The following is an 18,860-nucleotide window of genomic DNA, read 5'->3' on the forward strand; positions in this document are numbered from 1 at the left end:
CTTTTGTCTGTTTATTCGGCAGCCACGGAAGGAAGCGGATTTTGCTTGTGACATTCCTCCATCACGGCGATCTGCTGGCGTACTTCTTCCAGCGTGATCTCCAGCGGGACGCCTTGGGTCAGATGGTCGTGAAGATGAATATAGTATTCCCGGCACATATGATCGAACGATCCTAACTGATGCTCGTCGGCAAAATCCCAGCTATGCTCATGCCACTTCAATTCTTCCCGGCAATAAGCCGGTTCTCCCTGCTCGTTTACATACGGCGCGTGGGTCAGCTGCTGCGGCGGCGCTTCCTCCGGCTTGTAATATTTCCAGTCGAGATGCGTCCCGGAGCCTCGGATGCCGCCGAGAGTGCCCTGAATATTGTAGGTGAGGCCTGGGTATGCGCAGCAGGAGGATATCTCCACGTCGACGACCGGCTTGCCCGGAGCCGACATTAAGAGCTTCACATAATCCTCCGCGTCGCCGAGCGTGTTGGCCCGGTCCATATAGCAGGTTACTTGCGGCATCTGCTGTGTCCCGATAAATTGCAAAGCCTGATCGACCGGATGCGGGCCGGTGTTCAGCAGATTGCCCGCGTTATATTCGCGCAGCGTCTGCCAATCCCATCTCCGCGCGAAGCCGTTGTACGCGATATGCACCTGTACGACGCGGCCGATGACGCCGGAATCGACAATGGCGCGGATCTTTCTGTAGCCTGGCAAAAACCGCGACTGCTGGAAGACGAACAGCCTGCTGCCGGTTCTCCCGGAAGCCTGGATCAATTGATCGACCTCGGCCGCATAACGGGCGAGCGGCTTGTCGCACAGCACATGCTGTCCGTGGTTCAGCAGCTCCAGCGTGACGGGAACGTGCATATGGCTCGGCGTGGCGTTAACGACCAGATCGATATCGGTCCGTCCGAGCAGCTCCTTGTAATCGCCGAGCACTTCGCAGCCGTACGTCTCGGCCGCCTTCTGCCGCCGCTCTTCCAGCGGATCGACCACCGCCGCAATCTCGAATTTGTCCTTCAACCGATTCAGCGTATCTCCGTGAATCGCTTTGCCGCTTCGTCCCTGGCCGATAATCGCGACCCTCATCCGCTCATGACTTGTCATCTTGAATCATCCTCTCCGTATGACGATGATATAAAAAACATCCGCGGCAGGCGCCGCTTACCGCCTGTCCGCGTTATAACCTTTCCGGTACGGCGCATGTCAGCTCAGGCTCCGCATAAACTGGACGTACTGAGGGAAGGCGATATCGGGCTCCGCCAGTTCGGGATGCCATTTCTTCTCCCATTCCAGCGTGTAGTAACCGTCATAGCCCCGCTCCTGCAGCAGCGTATGCATCGATTTCAGCGGCACATCCCCTTCGCCCGGCAGGCAGTATTGGAACCCGCCTTCCGGCTTCTTATAGGAATCCTTCACATGCGTATAGTGAATCCACGGTCCGAGCGCCGCCCACGTTTCCTCCGGCCGCTCTCCCAGCATCCGGTACGGATGATGCAGATCCCACAGCACGCCGGCCGCCTCAGGGTCGACCTGCTTCATTACCGCCAAGACATCGGCGCAAGCGGTCCAGTCGTCATGGGTTTCCAGCAGCAGCTTGACGCCGTATTCCTTGGCGACCGCCCCCATTTCTTCCAGATGGCGAACTGCCGTCCGCACCGCCTCGTCCCGGCTAAGATCGCCGATCGAGCCGCCGAACACGCGAATATAGCGCGTATCGAAGAAGGAGCACAGCTTGGCGTATTCGCGAATCTCGGCGAGATTGCGCTCGAAGTTGTCCTTCGAAACGATATGAACGGAGCTGGAGAAGCATGATACGGCAAGTCCTGCGCCGCGGATTTGCTCCCTCGTCCGGGTAACGCCGCCGGAGAACGCCGGCAGCTTGTACAGGTTCATCTCCCCGGCGAGTCCGCGAAAATCGACGGCGTCGAAGCCGTACTCGGCGGCGCTGCGAATAATACGGTCCAGCTCCCAATCCGGGCAGCCTAACGTAGTAAAAGATAGTTTCATAGCATTCAACCTCCCGCAAGTTTAATCAATGAATAAATTACATAATAACGAAGCCCCGGGTCTGCGACGGCGGAGGCGGACGCTGCCTACGCGTTCCCGTCGCAGCCCTGATATGCGGCATCGGGGGAAACGTAACGGTGCGGCAAAAGCCGGCTCCGCCCTTCGTTCAGCGCGTCGTCATCCGGGCGAACCTCTCGGCCGTCACCTGCCTGAGCGGCGGCTGCCCGGATGCAAATCGGATCAGGTCCTCGGCGACCATCGCGCCGAGCTGCGATTTCCAATATGCGGAATAGGCGCCGATATGCGGCAAGCAGAGAACCTTCGGCAGTTGAAGCAGCGGATCGTCCTTAGGCAGCGGCTCCTCGTGGTACACGTCGAGCGCCGCATGGATGCGCCCGGACGCCAGCTCCCGCTTCAGCGCCGTCTCGTCAATCAGCGGCCCGCGCGCCGTATTGACCAGCAGCGCCCCGTCGGACAGCAGCTCCAGCTGTTCCCGCCCGATTATTCCGCGCGTCGCCGCGGTTAGCGTATCGTGCAGCGTGACGATACGGCTGTGCCGGAATACCTCGTCCAGACTGCACAAGGTGACCCCAAGCCGCTCAGCCTCCTCGGGCGAGCAGTACGGCGAATACAGCCGGATGCGGGCATCGAACGGGCGCAGGAGGCGTATAACCTCGCGCGCCACCTCGCCCAGGCCGACAATGCCGATCTGCTGGCCGTACAAGCCCATGACCGTCCCTGCATTCGCGCTCCACTCCCCGGCCTTAAGACGGCTTTGTTGCGCTCCGAGCTCCCAGGCTCCGGCCAGCATCAGCGTCAGCGCGAGTTCCGCCGTCGATCGGGCCAGCGCCGTGTTGGCGTTCGCCAGCACCAGATTGTCCCGCCGGAACACTGCCGGATCGACATAAGGGGTGAGCGTGCCCGCCGCATGGCCGATGAATTCGAGCCTGGGAGCGCGCTCCAGCACGCGCTCGGTGATTTTGGGCGAACCCCAGGAGGTTAGCACCGCATCGTACGGCCCGATGTCTCTCTCCAGCGCGGATTCGTCGTACGGCTGCCCTGCCGGCGCCCAATCGACCTCGGCAACCGCTTTCATTTGCCTAATAACGTCTTTACCGAACAGAAGCTCTCTTAGCTCCGGCTTCCATACGGTGATCAATACTTTCATTGCGGCCTCCTGTCCGGAAGACGGGCATCGCTGTTGGCCTCGTCGCGGAACGCCCGGCCCCTTCTCCCTTGAACCGTTTCATTCTAACGTATTCGGGTTGTCCCCGCCGTATTAACTGTTTTTCTGATACCGGTCATAGGCGTCCTGATAGATTTTAATGACTTCGTCCATCCCCATTTCTTTCAGACGCTTCACGTATTTATCGTAGTTCGGCTCAACCGGCTCCGCGCCCATAATCCACTTTTGCTGCATCTCGCGGATATAGCTGTCGATGGCGGGCCATTTCTCGCTGATGACCTTTTCTTCTTTCGGCATGAACGAAACCGAAGGAAACTGCGGGGCAAAGTACTTGTTGTCGATGTACATCTTGACGCCTTTCATCGCAATCGGATTCGTCCACTGCTCCTCGTAAAACAGGTCCATCTGATAGCCGACGTCCAGCTGCGCGCCAACATCCCACAGCTGCTTGTTGACCGGCTCCTTGCCGTTAAGCACCTCGGGCTTGAAGATCGGCTTGCCGTCCTTCATGTCGTAATGAACGCCCTCGATGCCGAAGTTCATCAGCCTTCTGCCTTCCGGCGTAAACCAGAAGTCAAAATATTTGATCGCCTCCTCCTTATGCTTGCTCGTCGACGAAATGCCCCAGCCCTTCTCGCGGTTCAGCATCCGGCTGTACTCCTGCCATACCTTGCCGCTCTTGTCCGCAGGCGGGGCGATCGGGACGAACTGGAAGCCGCCGATCTTGTCCTTGAGCGTGTCGTTGTACGTCGCCGTGCTCGGAAACCAATCCTCCGTCGCGCCGCCGACATTGTCGCCGAGCAATATTTCCCTCGCCTTCGCTCCCCGCGTATAAATTTCTTTATCGATCAAATCTTCCTTGTACCACTGAGCCAGCGTGGCGACGGCCTCCTTATATTCCGGCAAATATTTGCCGTACTGCACTTTGCCGTTCACGACATGCCATTCCGGTCGCACGCCGAACAACGGAATCAGCTTGTTGACGCCTTCCTTGTTATCGCGGCTGAAGTAAGGCACTTCATCCTTCTTGCCGTTGCCGTTCGGATCTTGGTCCCGGAACGCCTTCAACGTCCGGTAATATTCGTCTACCGTCTTCGGCACCGGCAGCCCCAGCTTGTCAAGCCAATCCTGGCGGATATACCACCCCTCCGAAGCTTCTCCTTCCATTATATAGGGGATATAATACAATTTGCCGTCGCTTGCGACAGATCCTGCCTTGGCGTACGTATTATCCTGCAAAAACTGCTTGATATGAGGCGCGTACTTGTCGATCAACGGATCGAGCGGCTCCATGGCCCCGTCCAGCGCCGCCTTGTTCAGGTCGAGCTTGAGTCCCGCTATGATGTCGGGCAGATTGCCGGAAGCCAGCATCATATTGAATACTTCCCTGCTGTTGGTCGCGCTCGGCGGCGCCGTCCCGTGCAGCTTGACGTTCGTCATTTCCTGCGCTTTCTTGAATACGGGGAAATCGTCCTTGAACACCTTGGAATCGCCGTCGTGAAAATGAATCGTCATTTCCACTTGCTTATCCGATACAAGCAGCTTGGAGCCGGCGCCCCCCGTCTGTGCTGCGCCTTCTTGACCGGCCTCGGGCTTCGCCCCGCCTTGTGCTTCCCCGTTCGAATTCGAGCAAGCGGCCAGCGGCAGGCAGGTTAATAGCGCGGCTGTGGCCAAGCCCCCGATTTTATTCACCTTCGACATAGCCATGATCCTCCCTTGGATTGTCCTCATTCTTTGACGGCGCCCAGCATCATGCCCTTGACAAAATATTTCTGAATGAACGGATACACCAGCAAAATCGGCACGATCGATACGATAATCGTCGCGTAAATAATCGTTTCCTGCGAGAAGCCTTGCGAAATATCGGCGGCGCTCATCATATCGTCCGACAGCTTGGACTCGACGATCAGCTTGCGCAGCAGCACCTGCAAAGGAATTTTGCTCTCGTCGCGGAGAATGACCATCGTCCAGAAATACCCGTTCCAGCGGTTCACCGCGCAAAACAGTCCGATACTGGCGAGCGCCGGCAAGGACAGCGGCAAATAAATGCGCGTCAAAATTTGCCAATCGTTTGCGCCGTCGACCTTGGCCGACTCCTCCAGTTCATCCGGAATGCCTTGAAAAAACGTTCGCATCAGAAAAACATAAAAGGTAAATACCGCAAAGGCAAAAAGTATCGTAAACCGTTTGTCGAGCAATCCCAAATCGCGCAAATTCAAGTAAAACGGAATCATTCCGGCCGTGCCGCTCATATTGATGAACATCGTCAAGGCGACGAAAAAGCTGATAAGCGAAGCACCGGCCAATCGCTTCTTGGACAGCGGATACGCCCCCAAAATCGTAAAAACGAGATTGACCAGCGTACCGAATACCGTATAAAACACCGTATTGGCATAAGCGATCCATATTCCCTGCTGCCCCATCACTTTGCCGTACGAAGCGAAGGTCAGCTCCTTCGGCAGCAGAAGCACCTTGCCTGTCACGACGGCATCCGACGAGCTGATGGAGGCCGCAGCGACATAGAGAAACGGATATAGCGCCAAGGCGGCCGCGAACGAGAGCAGCGCGTAATTCAATATGCCGAACCACTTTTCACCTGCGGAAGGCCGCAATCCGCCCACCTCCTTTTACCATAATCCCGTCTCCGTTCGCTTCTTGCTGAACCGGTTCGCGGCAAAAACGAGAATAAGCGATACGGCCGAATTGAACAAGCCTACGGCGGTGGCGAGCCCGTAGCGTCCTTCCAGCAATCCGGCCCGGTACACGTAAGTGCTGATAATATCCGACGTTTCGTACGTAGCCGGCTGGTACATGAGAATAATGTTCTCAAAGCTGACGTCCATCATTTGACCGACCTTCAGAATGAGCATAACGGCAATGGTCGGCATGATCGCCGGAATCGTCACATGCCAGGTCTGCTTCCAGCGGCCCGCCCCGTCCATCACCGCCGCTTCATACAGCGTCGGATTCACTCCCGACAAAGCGGCTATGTAAATGATGGAATTAAAGCCCGCTTCCTTCCATAAATCGAAGGTAGCGATGTAGATCGTCCGGAAATAGTCCGGGATCGTCAAAAAGTAAATCTTGTTCATTCCCGCATGCTCGAGCAGCAGATTGACCAGCCCGTTGTTCGGAGCCAAAAAGTTCGTTACGATGCCCGCCACGACAACCGACGAAATAAAATGCGGCAGATAAGTAAACGTTTGCACAAACTTGCGAAAAAGCACATTTTTCGCTTCGTTAATAAGCAGCGCCAACACGATCGGCGCCGGAAACGCGAATACAAGGCTGTACAGGCTGATCATGACGGTATTCTTCAGGTTGCGAATAAAGTACGGCCCCGTGAAAAACTCGCGAAAGTTATCGAAGCCGACCCAGGGGCTGCCCGTGATGCCCTTAAACAAGCTGTAATCTTTAAAGGCAATCTGCAAGCCGTACATCGGTTTATACAGAAAGATCAGGTACCAGAGCACGAACGGAATTAACATGAAGTATAAATGACGGTCCGCCTTCAGCCGCCTGCGCAGCTCGCGGGCCAGCCATTCCGTCTGCGTCCGCCGCTTCCCGGGAACCAAGCGCCCGGTCAGAGCCGGTTCTTTAGACATTGCGTCTTTCCACCATCCCTTCAAGACGACTTCGCTTCGAGGGCCCTCTAGCTTGAATCCGATTCTACCCGAGACGGGCGCTGCGTGTAAATCGCCCTTTTTGCAGACGATCGACGATTCTTCACAAGTCCGGAAACTGTGCGACACAACCGCCGAGGCGAGGCGAAATCGACGTTTGTTCGGCGATCGCGTTTTCTTCACTCCCGATAAACTAACCCCACAAAGCAGGGCCTTGGCTTCGAAGCTGATTCAGGTACTTCGCGGGGAGCCCCGAAATTTATAAATACTGTCAAAAAAAAGGCGCTGTCCCCTCTAAAGCGAGCAAGGACTAACGCCGGCGAACAAAAGACTATTCCAACTGCTGCGCATACTGCCCCGGCGATACGCCTTCATACCGTTTGAACATGCGAATGAACGTATTGACGTTGTTGCAGCCGACGCGCAGCGCCAAATCCTGAATTTTGATCCCCCGTTCCTCATTCATAATCTCTTTGGCTTTCCGTACCCGGTAATGGTTCAAATAATCGCGGAAATTATCCCCCGTGTGCTCTTTAAACAATGTGCTGATATAGCTCGGCGAATATTGGAATCGCTCGGCGATGTCGTTCAGCGAAATATCCTGGTCGTACCGCTGGTGAATATATTCCACCGCCTGATAAGCCATCGACTGCTCGATTTCGCCGGTTTGCTGCGTTTGGATGCGTTCAATGACGCCGCCGAACAAGCGGTGAATCGCCTCCTTCAGCTTCTCCAGATCGGAGCAGAGCATCAGCTTCGGATACCACTTCTCCTCGGCGGACGAAGCGTTCGGGTCTTTGCCGGCGAGCTGCTGGTTAATCCGGTTCAGCGTAGAAACGATGGCCATAATAAACTGCGAGCGCTTCTCGATGCTCAAGCTGCGGATATCGAGATTTTCCTCCAGAAGGCGGTTCAGCACGCCGATCGCCTTGCTCTCGTTGCCGGAGACGACGCCTGCGATCAGATCGCGCTCCAGCTCCAGCGGATAATAATATCCGGTATTGCGCAGCTGCTTCAATTCATCGACCGTAATCAATATGTTGCGGTCCATGACAAACCGGTACTCCATCATCGTCGACGCTTCCCGGAACGAATGCTCCGCTTCCCCGATATGGGCGACCCGCTCTCCCATTGCGGCCACCAACGGGATAGACAGGCTTTGGCTAATGTCGCGAAGAATCGCGGTCATCCGCCGCCGGAGCATGGAAGTTTCCTCCTCCGCGGACAGCAGCACCGCAAACCGCTTATAGTCGAGTCCAAGCGTTTCGCATGCCTGTTCGCGCGAAATGTACGATTCGATCAGTTCGGACACCTGGTTCGTAATTTCGCACAGATGATGTTTGGCGTAGGCTTCGCCGAGCTCTCCCTCTTCCGCAACTTCCACAATGGCGACCGTGACCGGCCCCGTCCACTGCGACATATCGTGACGGCCGAGCTCCGCCGCCGCTTTTTTCCCCGGCACAAGGCCAAACAGCAGATCGCGGATCATTTTCTTCCTGAGCGGGAGCTGGTAGCTGCGGATCGTCTGCTTCAGCTTTTCATTCAGCTGATGGATGCCGTCGGCCGCCGACTGCATGAAGGCCAGTTCATCCTTACCCTCCGGCTGGCCGTAATGTTTAAACTGATTGACCGCCTTCTGAATGGGACGGTATGTCCGGTTCGCCGCAAGCACAGCGAGCAGCAGACCGAGGGCCGCGAGAACGACGTAGACGGCAAGCGAATCTTTGGCGAGCGCTTTCATCTCAGGGCTGATCCAAGTCTTCGACTCCGCGTATCCGTATTTCAGATCGCTGTACACTTTGGAATCCAAAAAGCGAACCGTGGCGCCGCTGTTCTTCGCCGGCTCGCCAGTCATTAAACGAAGCATCATATCTTCGTCCACGCTGCCGTTCCAAGCGATCATCCGGTCTCCCTTCACCAGGGCGAATGCTTCGGAGCCCCCGCTCATCGGCGGCAGCAAATAGCTCTCGTAGAAGGAAATGAAAAACAGCAGATCCAGATTCGGTTCCCGCTTGACCAGCGTAATCCGGCGGTCCCCCGCTCCTCCGAACGTCTGCAAAAAGATCGATTTGGAAAAGCTGCCTTCCCAAATCTTCGTCTCGATCTCCTTCTGATGAATCGGCTCCAGCCCGATTTCGGCATAAAACCGCTCCTTGGTGCTCGTTTGATGCGGCGTTATGATCAGATCGTCATCTCGCTTCCCAAGCCCGATCGTAAAGCCGAAGTTGGCGAATGCGTCGAGATTTTTACTCAGATCGTTGTAAATTTTGGTGATGACATAGTAGTCTCTGTCGTTTTGCTGGGCGAAGTCCAGTACGTTCGGATTAATTTTGAGCTGGTTGATGACATTCGACGCAATATTGAGCTGGGTGTCGATTTTATCCCGCACTTCCCTTAGAAATGCGTCCTGACGGTATTTCAGCTCCAGCTGGACGATTTCGTTGTTCTTGTAAAAAAACATCGAACTGACCAAAATCGTATACACCAACACAATCAGAACATAGGCTACGAATAACCGGTAATAAAACTTTTTTCTGCGCATGCGAGCTCCCCCCTTCGAGCGCTATCCTTATTTATTGCCGCTTTAACGTGGCGTCGTGTTGCTCTAAGAACATTCTATATTCGCCCGCGTATTCCTCCACAGCAGAGCAATAATGGGAGAGCTGCTAAAAGGGGGTTTCATGCTCCAACATATTCGTTTAGACAATGGCTTGGCTTCAGGCTGGGTTTTTATCGCGAAAATAGCGCCTTCAAACGCTGCTCGCCCATGCTTCTTTTTCAGGAATAGATCCGTGCTCGAACGTCCTGGAAGGAACTGCAGGAAGTGCAGCCCCGGAACCAAGCATCGAACAGCTTCAAATTTTAACGGACACCGGGGAGCTAAAGTCGTCGCAAACAGACGCTTTTGACACGTTACGGACGTCACGGCGCTTACATGGCTCCGAATGGCTTTCTAAGGCGGCTTTGTCAACCCATAGCTGCATCTGCGTCCGTTGCGAGTACTGAGCCGCTGAAGGGTCGCCGGCTGCGCATGCGAAAGCATCTTTTGATCGCTCTTGTTCCCGGATTTCTTGAATAGCTAAGTCCTTGAAACGGGTGAAATCCGGAAACCAAGACGAACGCTTACGCTTTTCCAGATTCAAATGCCCCTCCGCTCTTTTTTTACCACGCTTTTAAGTCCGCGCATAATAAAGCGCGAAAAACACCGGCTGTGCATGCGTAAACCGTCTTCCGGCCGCTGCCCGAACCGATGGCGATGGCCTGAATGGCATAAAATAACCCCACAAAGCCATCTATGCCGCTGACGCGGCAGGCCTTGGCTTCGAAGCTGATTCAGGTACTTTGCGGGGAGCCCCGAAGTTTATAAATACTGTCAAAAAAGCCGCTCCTTGGACAAGAGCAGCCTTCTCATTATATATGCGATTCGCGCGCGGATCAGCGGCCGGTCAGCACCGTAGCGACCGCCTGCCGCCACCCGGCGTAATAGTTTTCCCGCCGGACGGCGTCCATGGCGGGCCGATACTCGCGGTATACGGCCGGAAGCGCGGCGATCTCGTCCTGCGAGCGCCAGAAGCCGACCCCGAGGCCGCCCAAGTATACGGAGCCGATCGCCGACAGCTCCGCCACTTCCGGCTTCGCAACCGGCTGTCCCAGCATATCCGCCTGGAACTGCATCAGCGCGGCGTTATCCGATGCGCCGCCGTCGGCGCGCAGCTCGGCCAAGCGCAGGCCGGAAGCCGACTCCAGCAGCTTCACCGCATCGCATACTTGATAAGCGATGCTCTCCAGCGCCGCCCGCACGATGTGCGCCTTGCCCGTGCCGCGGTTCATCCCCGTAATCGACGCTCTGGCATAAGCGTCCCAATAAGGGGCGCCGAGGCCGACGAAGGCCGGCACGAGATAGACGCCCTCGTTGTCCGGGGCGCCGGCCAGCAGCTCCTCCATCTCGGAGAAGCTGGAGAACAGGCCCAGATTATCCCGCACCCACTTGATGCTGTCGCCGGAAGTGCGGATTACCGCCTCCAGCGCATACGTCACCTTGCCGCCCGCGCCCCAGGCGACGGCGCTGACGAGTCCTTCTCCGGCGTCAGCCAGCTGCCCCCCCACATTCATCAGCACCGAGGTGCCGGTGCCGTAGGTCGCCTTGGCCATGCCCGGCAGCCAGCAGCGGTTCCCGTACAGCGCCGCCTGCGAATCGCCGATGATGCCGGAGATCGGAATACGCTCCGGGAACAAATCCGGATCTTCGGTATATCCGAAGACGGCGTCGGACGGCTTCGCCTCGGGAAGCAGCTCCGCGGGAACGCCGAACAGGCTGCACATCTCCTCATCCCATCGCAGCGTGCGGATGTTAAACAATGAAGTGCGGCTCGCATTCGTATAGTCGGTCGCATGCACCCGGCCGCCCGTCAGCTTCCACAGCAGCCAGCTGTCGACGGTGCCCGCCAGCAGCTTTCCTTCCGCCAGCTTGGCGGCCGCGCCTGCCGCATGATCGAGCATCCAGCGCCATTTGGCGGCGGAAAAATACGGGTCGAGCTGCAGGCCGGTAGCCGCCCGCACCTTCGCTTCGTGCCCGGCCGCCTTGTAGGCCCCGCAGGCATCCGCCGTCCGCTGGCACTGCCAGACGATAGCCGGATAGACCGGCCGCCCGGTCGTGCGGTCCCACAGAACGGCCGTCTCCCGCTGGTTCGTGATCGTCAGCGCGGCGAGCTGCTGCGGAGTGATTCCCGCATCGGCGAGCGCCTGCTTGATCGCAGCTTTGACGTTGGCATAGATTTGCTCCGGGTCCTGCTCGACCCAGCCCGGCTGAGGATAGGCCGTCGTATGGCCGACGGCGCTCCTGGCCGCAATTTGTCCCGATCGGTTGACGACGAGCGCCTTGGTCCCTGACGTGCTTTGATCGACGGCGAGGAGAAAGTCCTTGCTCATCCCAGCTTCTCCTTGCGGCCGATCAGTTCCAGCGCCACCCGCTTCAGATTGTCCGCGCTGATTCCGTAGTGCCGGAACACTTCGGCCGACTTGCCGGCGATGGCGGGCTCATCCGGTATGCCGATAATCCGCATCGGCACCGGCCGATGCTGGACGACGACCTCCGCTACGGCGGCGCCGAGCCCTCCGTGAATGCTGTGCTCTTCGACCGTCATAATATGGCCGGTCTCCTCGGCCGCCCTAACAACCGCCTCTTCGTCGAGCGGCTTGATCGTATGCATATTGACGACGCGGCAGGATACGCCGGCCTCCTGAAGCAGCTCCTGCGCATCCATAGCGATCCGCACCGTCTCTCCGGCGGCGATGATCGTCAGGTCCTTTCCTTCGCGCATCGTTACCGCCTTGCCGATGACAAACTCGTATCCGTCGGAATCGTACACATCCTCCACCGGATTGCGCCCGATGCGGACATAGACGCCGCCTTCGTAGCCGACAAGCGCCTCCGTCATCTTTTTCGTCTCATGGCGGTCGGCGGGAAGGATGACGGCGAGACCGGGAATCGCCCGGGCAACCGCTATATCTTGCACCGAATGATGCGACATGCCGAGCGCCCCGTAGCTGACTCCGCCGCTAATGCCTACGAGCTTGACGTTCATGCCCGAATAAGCTACGTCGACCTTAATCTGCTCGATGCTCCTCATGCTGAGGAAGCAAGCCGGCGAAGCGACGAACGGCTTCTTGCCGCTGTGGGCGAGCCCTGCCGATATCCCCACGATATTTTGCTCGGCGATGCCCACCTCGACAAATTGCCCGGGAAATTGTTTGGCGAACGGAGCCATCGCCGCCGAGCCGCGCGAATCGCTCGCAAGCACCATGATGTCCTTATCTGTCTGCGCCAGCTCCATCAGCGTTTCGCAAATGACTTGGCGGTTCGGAATCGTATTTGCCGCTTTTATCATTGTCCTTGCACCTGCCCTTCCCGTGTCCAGCGTTCCCGCTCCGCCGCCAGCTCCTTCAGCGCCAGAGCCAGCTCATCGTCATTCGGCACATGATGATGCCAATGCGGCACATTTTCGGCGAAAGAAACGCCTTTGCCTTTGACCGTGTTGGCCATCACCAGCGTCGGCTTGCCGCTCTGCTCCGGCACCGCCTCGAATGCCTTTACAAGCGCTTCCATATCGTTGCCGTCGATCGAAACGACATGCCAGCCGAAAGCTCTCCATTTCTCTTCCAACGGCTCCAGACCCATCACTTCTTCCGTCGAACCGCTGATCTGCAGCCGGTTGCGGTCGATAATTCCGACCAATTGATCCAGCTTATAATGCGCCCCGGCCATCGCCGCTTCCCATACGGAGCCTTCGGCCTGCTCGCCGTCTCCCATCAGGCAAAACACGCGGTACGGGCTGCCGTCCCGCTTCGCCGCCAGCGCCATTCCGACGGAAACCGCAAGGCCGTGCCCAAGCGCTCCGGTATTCATTTCGATGCCGGGCACTTTATTGTTAGGGTGTCCGATCAGCCGGGTGCCGAAGCCGCTGAACGTGGCGAGCTCCTCCTTCGGAAAAAATCCGAGATCGGCCAAGATGCACCAAAGCGATTCCACGGAATGCCCCTTGCTGGCGACGAAGCGGTCGCGCTCCTCCCATTTCGGCCGCTGCGGGTCTACTTTCATCACATGATAATATAATGCCGTTAAAATATCGGTATTGCTGAGCGAGCCGCCGGTATGCCCCGTCTTGGCCGCATGAATCATCGTCAGCAGCTGCGTGCGGATTTCCGCGGCTTTGGCCTTCAATGCGCTTATGTCCATATGTCCTCCTTGTGCCCCGGCTTGCGGCCGGAAATATGTCTTCCTATCATCCAGGGGTTCATAGCACCTATAAATCCGAGCCGCGCAGCCAAGCCTGAATTTCCTTCTCCGTAGGATCGACAGGATCGGGCGTCAGTCCCGGAATATATGTACAGGCTTCATACAGCGCAGGGATGGCGTTGGCATGGATGCCTACGGAATGATGAACGTACGGGCCCTTAACCAGCTTCTCTTCCCATAACGGCCAGTCGTTGACCTCAACCCACACATAGGAGCCTCGCGTATACGGTCCTTGAATGCCTTTGGCTTTGCCGAGAAGCAGCTGATACTCTCCATGATCCCCGTCGAACCGCGCCAGCGTCATCTCGCCGCCGCGAATTTCGCCTTCGTGCGTACCCGGCGAATGATCGTCGAACAGAAAATGCTTGCGCAGCTTCGGCTTCTGCTCGACCGTCAGCGATACCGGGAAATTGCCGCAGTGGAAGAGCAGCTCGCCGTTCGGATTGTCCGGATGGCGCACCGTCAAATCGGCAAAAAACGTCGGCGCCTGGTTCATCGCGGCCGCCTGCACCATAACGGAAGTAATCGCTCCGTGAATGTCGGTTTCACAAGTAACGGGAATTTGCTCGTCGGTCAAAATCGCATTGGCCAGACAAGGCATAATCCCCATCGCGTCCTGCAGCGAAGACCAGCATTGAATGGCGATAGCCGTGCTTCCGGTCTGCCGGGCGTACTGCTTCATCGCGACCTTGAGCGCGGCGATGCGTCTGACGTCGTCCTCGGTCACTTCGGAATAATCGAGCTTCTCCTTAATATAGTGGATCGCCTCTTCCACCTCCGTCCCGCCGCTCTTCTCAAGCTTCTTCGAGGCCAATTGAATATCGACGAGGGTAATCGGATGAATCTCGATGCCGAACCGCTCCAGCAGTTCTCCTTCGTTGCACATCATAGTCCAGAACGAGGCCGGACGCGGACCGATCTGCAAAATGCGCAAGCTCCGGAATTGACGGACGACATTGGCCGCGGCGGCAAAATTGACGAAGCCTCTCTCGAATACCGGATCATCCACCCGGGTGTTTGTAATGTACGTGAACGGCACGTTGAAGCGGCGGAGCACCTTGCCGGTAGCGAACAGCCCGCACTGCGTATCGCGCAGCCTCATGCCGTCTTCCAGCGGCGCTTCATCGCGCGGCCCCCATAGCAGAACCGGCTTGCCGAGCGCCTTGCCTACCCGGGCTACCGTATCCTCCGTACCAAAATTACAGTGCGGAAAAAAGACGGCATCCACCTTCTCCTGCTTGAAGCGTTCGATGATCAAATCGGCATTGATGTTGTCGTCATACAGCAAGCCCTCCGAGTTGATGCCCTCCAAATCGACAATGTCGAGGTCGAGGCCGAAGCTCTCGATTTTATTGCGGATCATCACCTTGTACTTAAAAGCGTCCTCCGCGCTGAACACAAAACGCCGGGTCGGCGCATACCCCAGTTTCAACTTGTTCATTCGTCTATCATGCCTCCGTTTCATTTATATGCAACTTCTCAAAACAACTAAACACTTTTAACCTTTTTACTTAAACCGCTCATTTCCATTTAAATGTATCACCGAAAAATTTAGTCGTCAACCATTTAATTTAGTAGTTTTTATATAAAAATAACTAAACATAGCCGTAAAAGGCATAATATCTTCTCCAAATCGAATCAACAACTATTATTTCAGCTAAACAAACTAAACTATATAGCTATTAATTCCTATAAATCTATCAAAACCCAAAACTTCGCTAAATATCTCTCCCCGTGTGCCATCAAGAACAAATCCCCCAAAAGCCATCCATGCCGCTACGCGGCACCACAGACAATGGAAATGGGGTACCAAGAGTAATTTCCAGGGTAGTGACGTGATGCTCTGAAGCTTATTCCGTCCGCATCCAGCCTAAGCTGGATCGGCGTCTAACCCTTCCTCTGGGATCGTTCTATGGGTAGACTTTCCTTTCGGGGGAGACCCCGGATTTCCACAGGATATGGCTGCGCATCATTTCCTAAACAACAAAAAAAAGACCATGGCCCCGCTTGCCTTACCGGCAGCTAAAGTCCATGATCTTATGACGGCATGTCTTATAAAGATATGAGATCTATTTCGAGAAATCGTAACACCTGTACGTTCCATACTTGCTCGACGTAGCGTACATGTTCGGGATGAACATTATAAGCGTCATACGCCGTCTGATCGGCAAACTCCATGGAAAATGCATAATCGTAATCGTTTTTGCGGCTGACTTGGCGCAGCACCTCAAACTTGTTCACGTAAGGAATCGCCGATAACACGGATTCGCTTTCTTGCAGAAACTTCTCCTTGTCTTGATCGGTTGCATGCTCTTGAAGACAAAATAAAACCTGATGCCGAATTGTATTAGGTTCCATAGTCATTCTCCTATCACCAGTTTGTAAAGGCCTCACACAAATTATAGAACAAATGGCAGGGCCATTTCCATATTTTACAGAGCCGTTGCTTCTCCGGCGAAAAAAGGAGACTCCGCCTCCCAATAGAAAGCTGAGTCTCCGGCGGAACTAGCCGATCCGCATGATAAAGCGCCGCTGCGCGGAACGCAAGCCCGCTTACGCCCACGGCGTATTGAGGAACATAACAATGAAGACAAGCATTAAGTAATTGACGGAAATGAGAAAATTCGTCTTGGCCCACTTCTCGTCGTCCTTAGCGTACAGACCGAGCAGCGTATGAACCAGCCATATGACGCCCCCGAGCAGCGATACCGCCAAAAAGACGTACCCGACATAATGGTAAGTAAACAATAAAATAACCGAAGGAATCAGCAGCACGACGTACGGAATCATCTGCAGCTTGGTCCGCTTGATGCCTTTGACGACGGGCAGCAGCGGAAAGCCTGCCGCGCGGTATTCCTCCACCCGGCGGATGCCGAGCGACCAGAAATGCGGGGGCTGCCACAGAAACAGCAGCGCGAACAGCAGCCAGGCTCCCGCATCGACCCGGCCCGTTACCGCGCAATATCCGATCACAGGCGGCATCGCTCCGGAGATTCCTCCTACCGAAGTGCTCCATGTCGAGCTGCGTTTAAGCCAGATCGTATAAATCACGATATACACGAACCATCCGAGCAGAGCAAGCCAGCCCGTAAGGGCATTGACCAGCCAAAACAGCAGCCCCACTCCGATCACGCCCAGCGCGATCCCGTATCCAAGCACAAAGCCCGGCTGCAAACGCCCTGTCGGAAGCGGACGGTTCTTCGTGCGCTCCATTCTCCGGTCCAGCTCGCGGTCCCAATAATTATTAATAACACAGGCCGACGCTATCGTCAGCGTAGAGCCTATCAGCATCCATATTAAATGAAGCCAGTCGATGCTCCACTTCGACGCCACCCAGAAGCCGACCAGCGCGGCGAACACATTTAATCTAAGAAGCCCCGGTTTCGTTAATGCAATCATATCCTTAAGCACGAAATAATCCTCCTGATCTCTTCAAACGAGGGCCCGTAATACGCCTTTTGCCCAGTGGTATCCATCATACCTAAGAATACGACAAAAAACAATGAATGGCATTTGAACAATTTGTCCGCTCCTATTCAAGTATAGCCCACAATGCGCGGGTTTTATCACTTGAAGCCGAATTTGAACAATTTGCGTCTGCCTGCGCCATAAGTCCCAATTTGTAAAAAGTACCTTGGAAAAATGCAACATTTGCCGGGTTGCGGAGTCTAATGGTTTGTACACTGTCGAAAAGGGGGTCATGCTGTCAAAATTTCATTTCTACTACGGTACATATAGAGAGAAAATAGCGATACGGCGTGCTGTTGAATGTGGCCATCGATAGACTGCGATTCAGAGAATCCTTGGCGGTTCTGACGATTATTTTTTTCGAGGTGAAAGATGAAGTTGAGGCTTGTTACGACATTATTATCATTGCTGCTGATCGCCCTTCTGCTCCCAGCCTTGGCGTTCGCGAATCCCCAGGGCTCGGACGTTGGAGTGCCTTTGTTTTTTAACGGGAAACAATTGAAGCCGGAGGTTGCTCCGCGAATTATTAAGGATGTCGCCATGGTTCCCGTCCGAATCATTGCCGAGGAATTGGGCTCTAAGGTGGAATGGAACCAGGCCGCCCAAAAGGTGACGATATCCAAAGCGAAAACAAAAATTGAAATGATCATCGATCAGCCGGCCGCCACCGTAGACGGAGTCAAAACTTCGCTCGACGTAGCTCCCGTGCTGATTGCCGGAAACACGCTGCTGCCGGTTCGCTTCGTTGCCGAGCACATGGGCATCGACGTCGACTGGAGCGACGTGACGCGTGCCGTTTATTTGACGGAGAAGCCCGCGGACGAGACCGTTCTGCCTCCGGCGGAGCAGCCGGATACGACGGGCAAGCCTGCTACGGACGGCAAAGGCAACGTCCTGCCGGTCATTACCGGCATCGATACGGACGCCACCCGCCTCTACCTGAAAGCGAGTTCGGGACAATTGAATCCTACGGTGTTCCCGCTGCACGATCCGGAGCGGCTTGTCATCGACATTCCGGATGCCGTTCTCGATCCGTCCTTGTACAAGGAAGCCGCTTCCAAGAGCGGCAGCACCGTTTCCAATAACGTATATGTAGCGAATGTGCGCTACTCGCAGTATAATGTGAATCCTTACTCCGTACGCGTGGTGCTCGATATGAAACAACCGGTCGATATGAGCTGGGAATCCGGGCTGAACACCGCAGCGCTGACCGGGCTGTTCCAGAAAAACAGCGGCAAGTTCAAAGTCGTGATCGACCCCGGACACGGCGATCAAGATCCCGGAGCCAAAGCGGTTAACGGCAGAACGGAGAAGGAATTCAATCTGACGATGGGGCTTAAGGTGTACAAGCTGCTCCAGCAGGAAGAACAGATTCAGCCGTACTTGACGCGGAATGACGATACGTTCGTACCGTTGGACGGCCGCGGGAAGTTCGCAAATGATCTGGGAGCGGATTTATTCGTATCGATCCACGGCAACAGCTATCTTGCCACTTCCACCGGAACCGAAACGTATTATTATAAATCGGACAGCGTAGATTTCGCTAATATTATGCACAAGCATCTGATTGCCGCTACGGGCTTGACGGACCGCGGCGTCCAACAGGAAGCGTTCCGCGTAGTGAAAATAACGAATATGCCGGCCGTGCTGCTCGAAGTGGGCTTCCTGTCCAATCCCGCGGATACGGCGCTGATGTTTGACGAAGCGTTCCAGGACAAGGTAGCTGCGGCGATCGTAGCCGGCATCAAAGAGCAGCTTCACATTTCGTAAGGCGAGAATAAAGG

14 protein-coding genes are annotated in these 18,860 nt (G+C 55.7%); 1 reads left to right on the forward strand and 13 read right to left on the reverse strand.

The features are described from left to right. Positions 1–11: 11 nt before the first annotated feature. The 13 genes from SK3146_RS07360 to cyoE form a co-directional block, all read right to left on the reverse strand. The gene (locus SK3146_RS07360; protein WP_249864467.1) at positions 12–1,100 is read right to left on the reverse strand and encodes a Gfo/Idh/MocA family protein; all 1,089 of its coding nucleotides are present in this window, start codon (positions 1,098–1,100) and stop codon (positions 12–14) included. 99 nt (positions 1,101–1,199) lie between these two features. After that, complete coding sequence (locus SK3146_RS07365; RefSeq protein WP_249864468.1) at positions 1,200–2,003, reverse strand: sugar phosphate isomerase/epimerase family protein; 804 nt, start codon at positions 2,001–2,003, stop codon at positions 1,200–1,202. 166 nt (positions 2,004–2,169) lie between these two features. Continuing rightward, positions 2,170–3,171, reverse strand: coding sequence for a hydroxyacid dehydrogenase (locus tag SK3146_RS07370; RefSeq protein ID WP_249864469.1), 1,002 nt, complete (start codon positions 3,169–3,171; stop codon positions 2,170–2,172). A gap of 111 nt (positions 3,172–3,282) precedes the next feature. Further along, the gene (locus tag SK3146_RS07375) at positions 3,283–4,890 is read right to left on the reverse strand and encodes an extracellular solute-binding protein (RefSeq protein WP_249864470.1); all 1,608 of its coding nucleotides are present in this window, start codon (positions 4,888–4,890) and stop codon (positions 3,283–3,285) included. A 26-nt stretch (positions 4,891–4,916) separates the two neighbouring features. Then, complete coding sequence (locus tag SK3146_RS07380) at positions 4,917–5,801, reverse strand: carbohydrate ABC transporter permease (RefSeq protein ID WP_249864471.1); 885 nt, start codon at positions 5,799–5,801, stop codon at positions 4,917–4,919. A 15-nt stretch (positions 5,802–5,816) separates the two neighbouring features. Then, a complete protein-coding gene (locus SK3146_RS07385) occupies positions 5,817–6,794 on the reverse strand; it encodes an ABC transporter permease (RefSeq protein WP_249864472.1) in 978 nt (325 codons plus the stop codon). A gap of 349 nt (positions 6,795–7,143) precedes the next feature. Continuing rightward, complete coding sequence (locus SK3146_RS07390; RefSeq protein WP_249864473.1) at positions 7,144–9,354, reverse strand: helix-turn-helix transcriptional regulator; 2,211 nt, start codon at positions 9,352–9,354, stop codon at positions 7,144–7,146. Positions 9,355–10,247: 893 nt separating this feature from the next. Then, positions 10,248–11,741, reverse strand: a complete 1,494-nt coding sequence (gene glpK, locus SK3146_RS07395) for a glycerol kinase GlpK (RefSeq protein WP_249864474.1) — start codon at positions 11,739–11,741, stop codon at positions 10,248–10,250. After that, positions 11,738–12,700 carry a transketolase family protein gene (locus tag SK3146_RS07400; RefSeq protein ID WP_249864475.1) on the reverse strand — a complete coding sequence of 321 codons (963 nt, stop codon included), beginning with the start codon at positions 12,698–12,700 and terminating at the stop codon, positions 11,738–11,740. Before SK3146_RS07400 ends, glpK begins: the two co-directional genes overlap by 4 nt. After that, positions 12,697–13,548, reverse strand: a complete 852-nt coding sequence (locus SK3146_RS07405; protein WP_249864476.1) for a transketolase — start codon at positions 13,546–13,548, stop codon at positions 12,697–12,699. Before SK3146_RS07405 ends, SK3146_RS07400 begins: the two co-directional genes overlap by 4 nt. 67 nt (positions 13,549–13,615) lie before the next feature. Continuing rightward, entirely contained in the window at positions 13,616–15,049 is a 1,434-nt protein-coding gene (locus SK3146_RS07410; RefSeq protein WP_249864477.1) for an L-fucose/L-arabinose isomerase family protein, read from the reverse strand. Positions 15,050–15,660: 611 nt separating this feature from the next. After that, complete coding sequence (locus tag SK3146_RS07415; protein WP_249864478.1) at positions 15,661–15,966, reverse strand: Dabb family protein; 306 nt, start codon at positions 15,964–15,966, stop codon at positions 15,661–15,663. A 195-nt stretch (positions 15,967–16,161) separates the two neighbouring features. Next, positions 16,162–17,019: a heme o synthase gene (gene cyoE / locus SK3146_RS07420; protein WP_249864479.1), complete on the reverse strand. Its 858-nt coding sequence runs from the start codon at positions 17,017–17,019 to the stop codon at positions 16,162–16,164. A 429-nt stretch (positions 17,020–17,448) separates the two neighbouring features. On the opposite strand from cyoE, the gene SK3146_RS07425 reads away from it, so the two are divergent. Then, positions 17,449–18,846, forward strand: a complete 1,398-nt coding sequence (locus SK3146_RS07425; protein WP_249864480.1) for an N-acetylmuramoyl-L-alanine amidase family protein — start codon at positions 17,449–17,451, stop codon at positions 18,844–18,846. Positions 18,847–18,860 lie beyond the last annotated feature (14 nt).

It is taken from the genome of Paenibacillus konkukensis, from assembly GCF_023523925.1.
Lineage (GTDB): Bacteria > Bacillota > Bacilli > Paenibacillales > NBRC-103111 > Paenibacillus_S > Paenibacillus_S doosanensis.

Bases quoted from the DNA above. Each gene is read 5' to 3' on its own strand.
- SK3146_RS07360 (WP_249864467.1), bottom strand. From the start codon at position 1,100: ATGACAAGTCATGAGCGGATGAGGGTCGCGATTATCGGCCAGGGACGA.
- SK3146_RS07365 (WP_249864468.1), bottom strand. From the start codon at position 2,003: ATGAAACTATCTTTTACTACGTTAGGCTGCCCGGATTGGGAGCTGGAC.
- SK3146_RS07370 (WP_249864469.1), bottom strand. From the start codon at position 3,171: ATGAAAGTATTGATCACCGTATGGAAGCCGGAGCTAAGAGAGCTTCTG.
- SK3146_RS07375 (WP_249864470.1), bottom strand. From the start codon at position 4,890: ATGTCGAAGGTGAATAAAATCGGGGGCTTGGCCACAGCCGCGCTATTA.
- SK3146_RS07385 (WP_249864472.1), bottom strand. From the start codon at position 6,794: ATGTCTAAAGAACCGGCTCTGACCGGGCGCTTGGTTCCCGGGAAGCGG.
- SK3146_RS07390 (WP_249864473.1), bottom strand. From the start codon at position 9,354: ATGCGCAGAAAAAAGTTTTATTACCGGTTATTCGTAGCCTATGTTCTG.
- glpK (WP_249864474.1), bottom strand. From the start codon at position 11,741: ATGAGCAAGGACTTTCTCCTCGCCGTCGATCAAAGCACGTCAGGGACC.
- SK3146_RS07400 (WP_249864475.1), bottom strand. From the start codon at position 12,700: ATGATAAAAGCGGCAAATACGATTCCGAACCGCCAAGTCATTTGCGAA.
- SK3146_RS07405 (WP_249864476.1), bottom strand. From the start codon at position 13,548: ATGGACATAAGCGCATTGAAGGCCAAAGCCGCGGAAATCCGCACGCAG.
- SK3146_RS07410 (WP_249864477.1), bottom strand. From the start codon at position 15,049: ATGAACAAGTTGAAACTGGGGTATGCGCCGACCCGGCGTTTTGTGTTC.
- SK3146_RS07415 (WP_249864478.1), bottom strand. From the start codon at position 15,966: ATGGAACCTAATACAATTCGGCATCAGGTTTTATTTTGTCTTCAAGAG.
- SK3146_RS07425 (WP_249864480.1), top strand. From the start codon at position 17,449: ATGAAGTTGAGGCTTGTTACGACATTATTATCATTGCTGCTGATCGCC.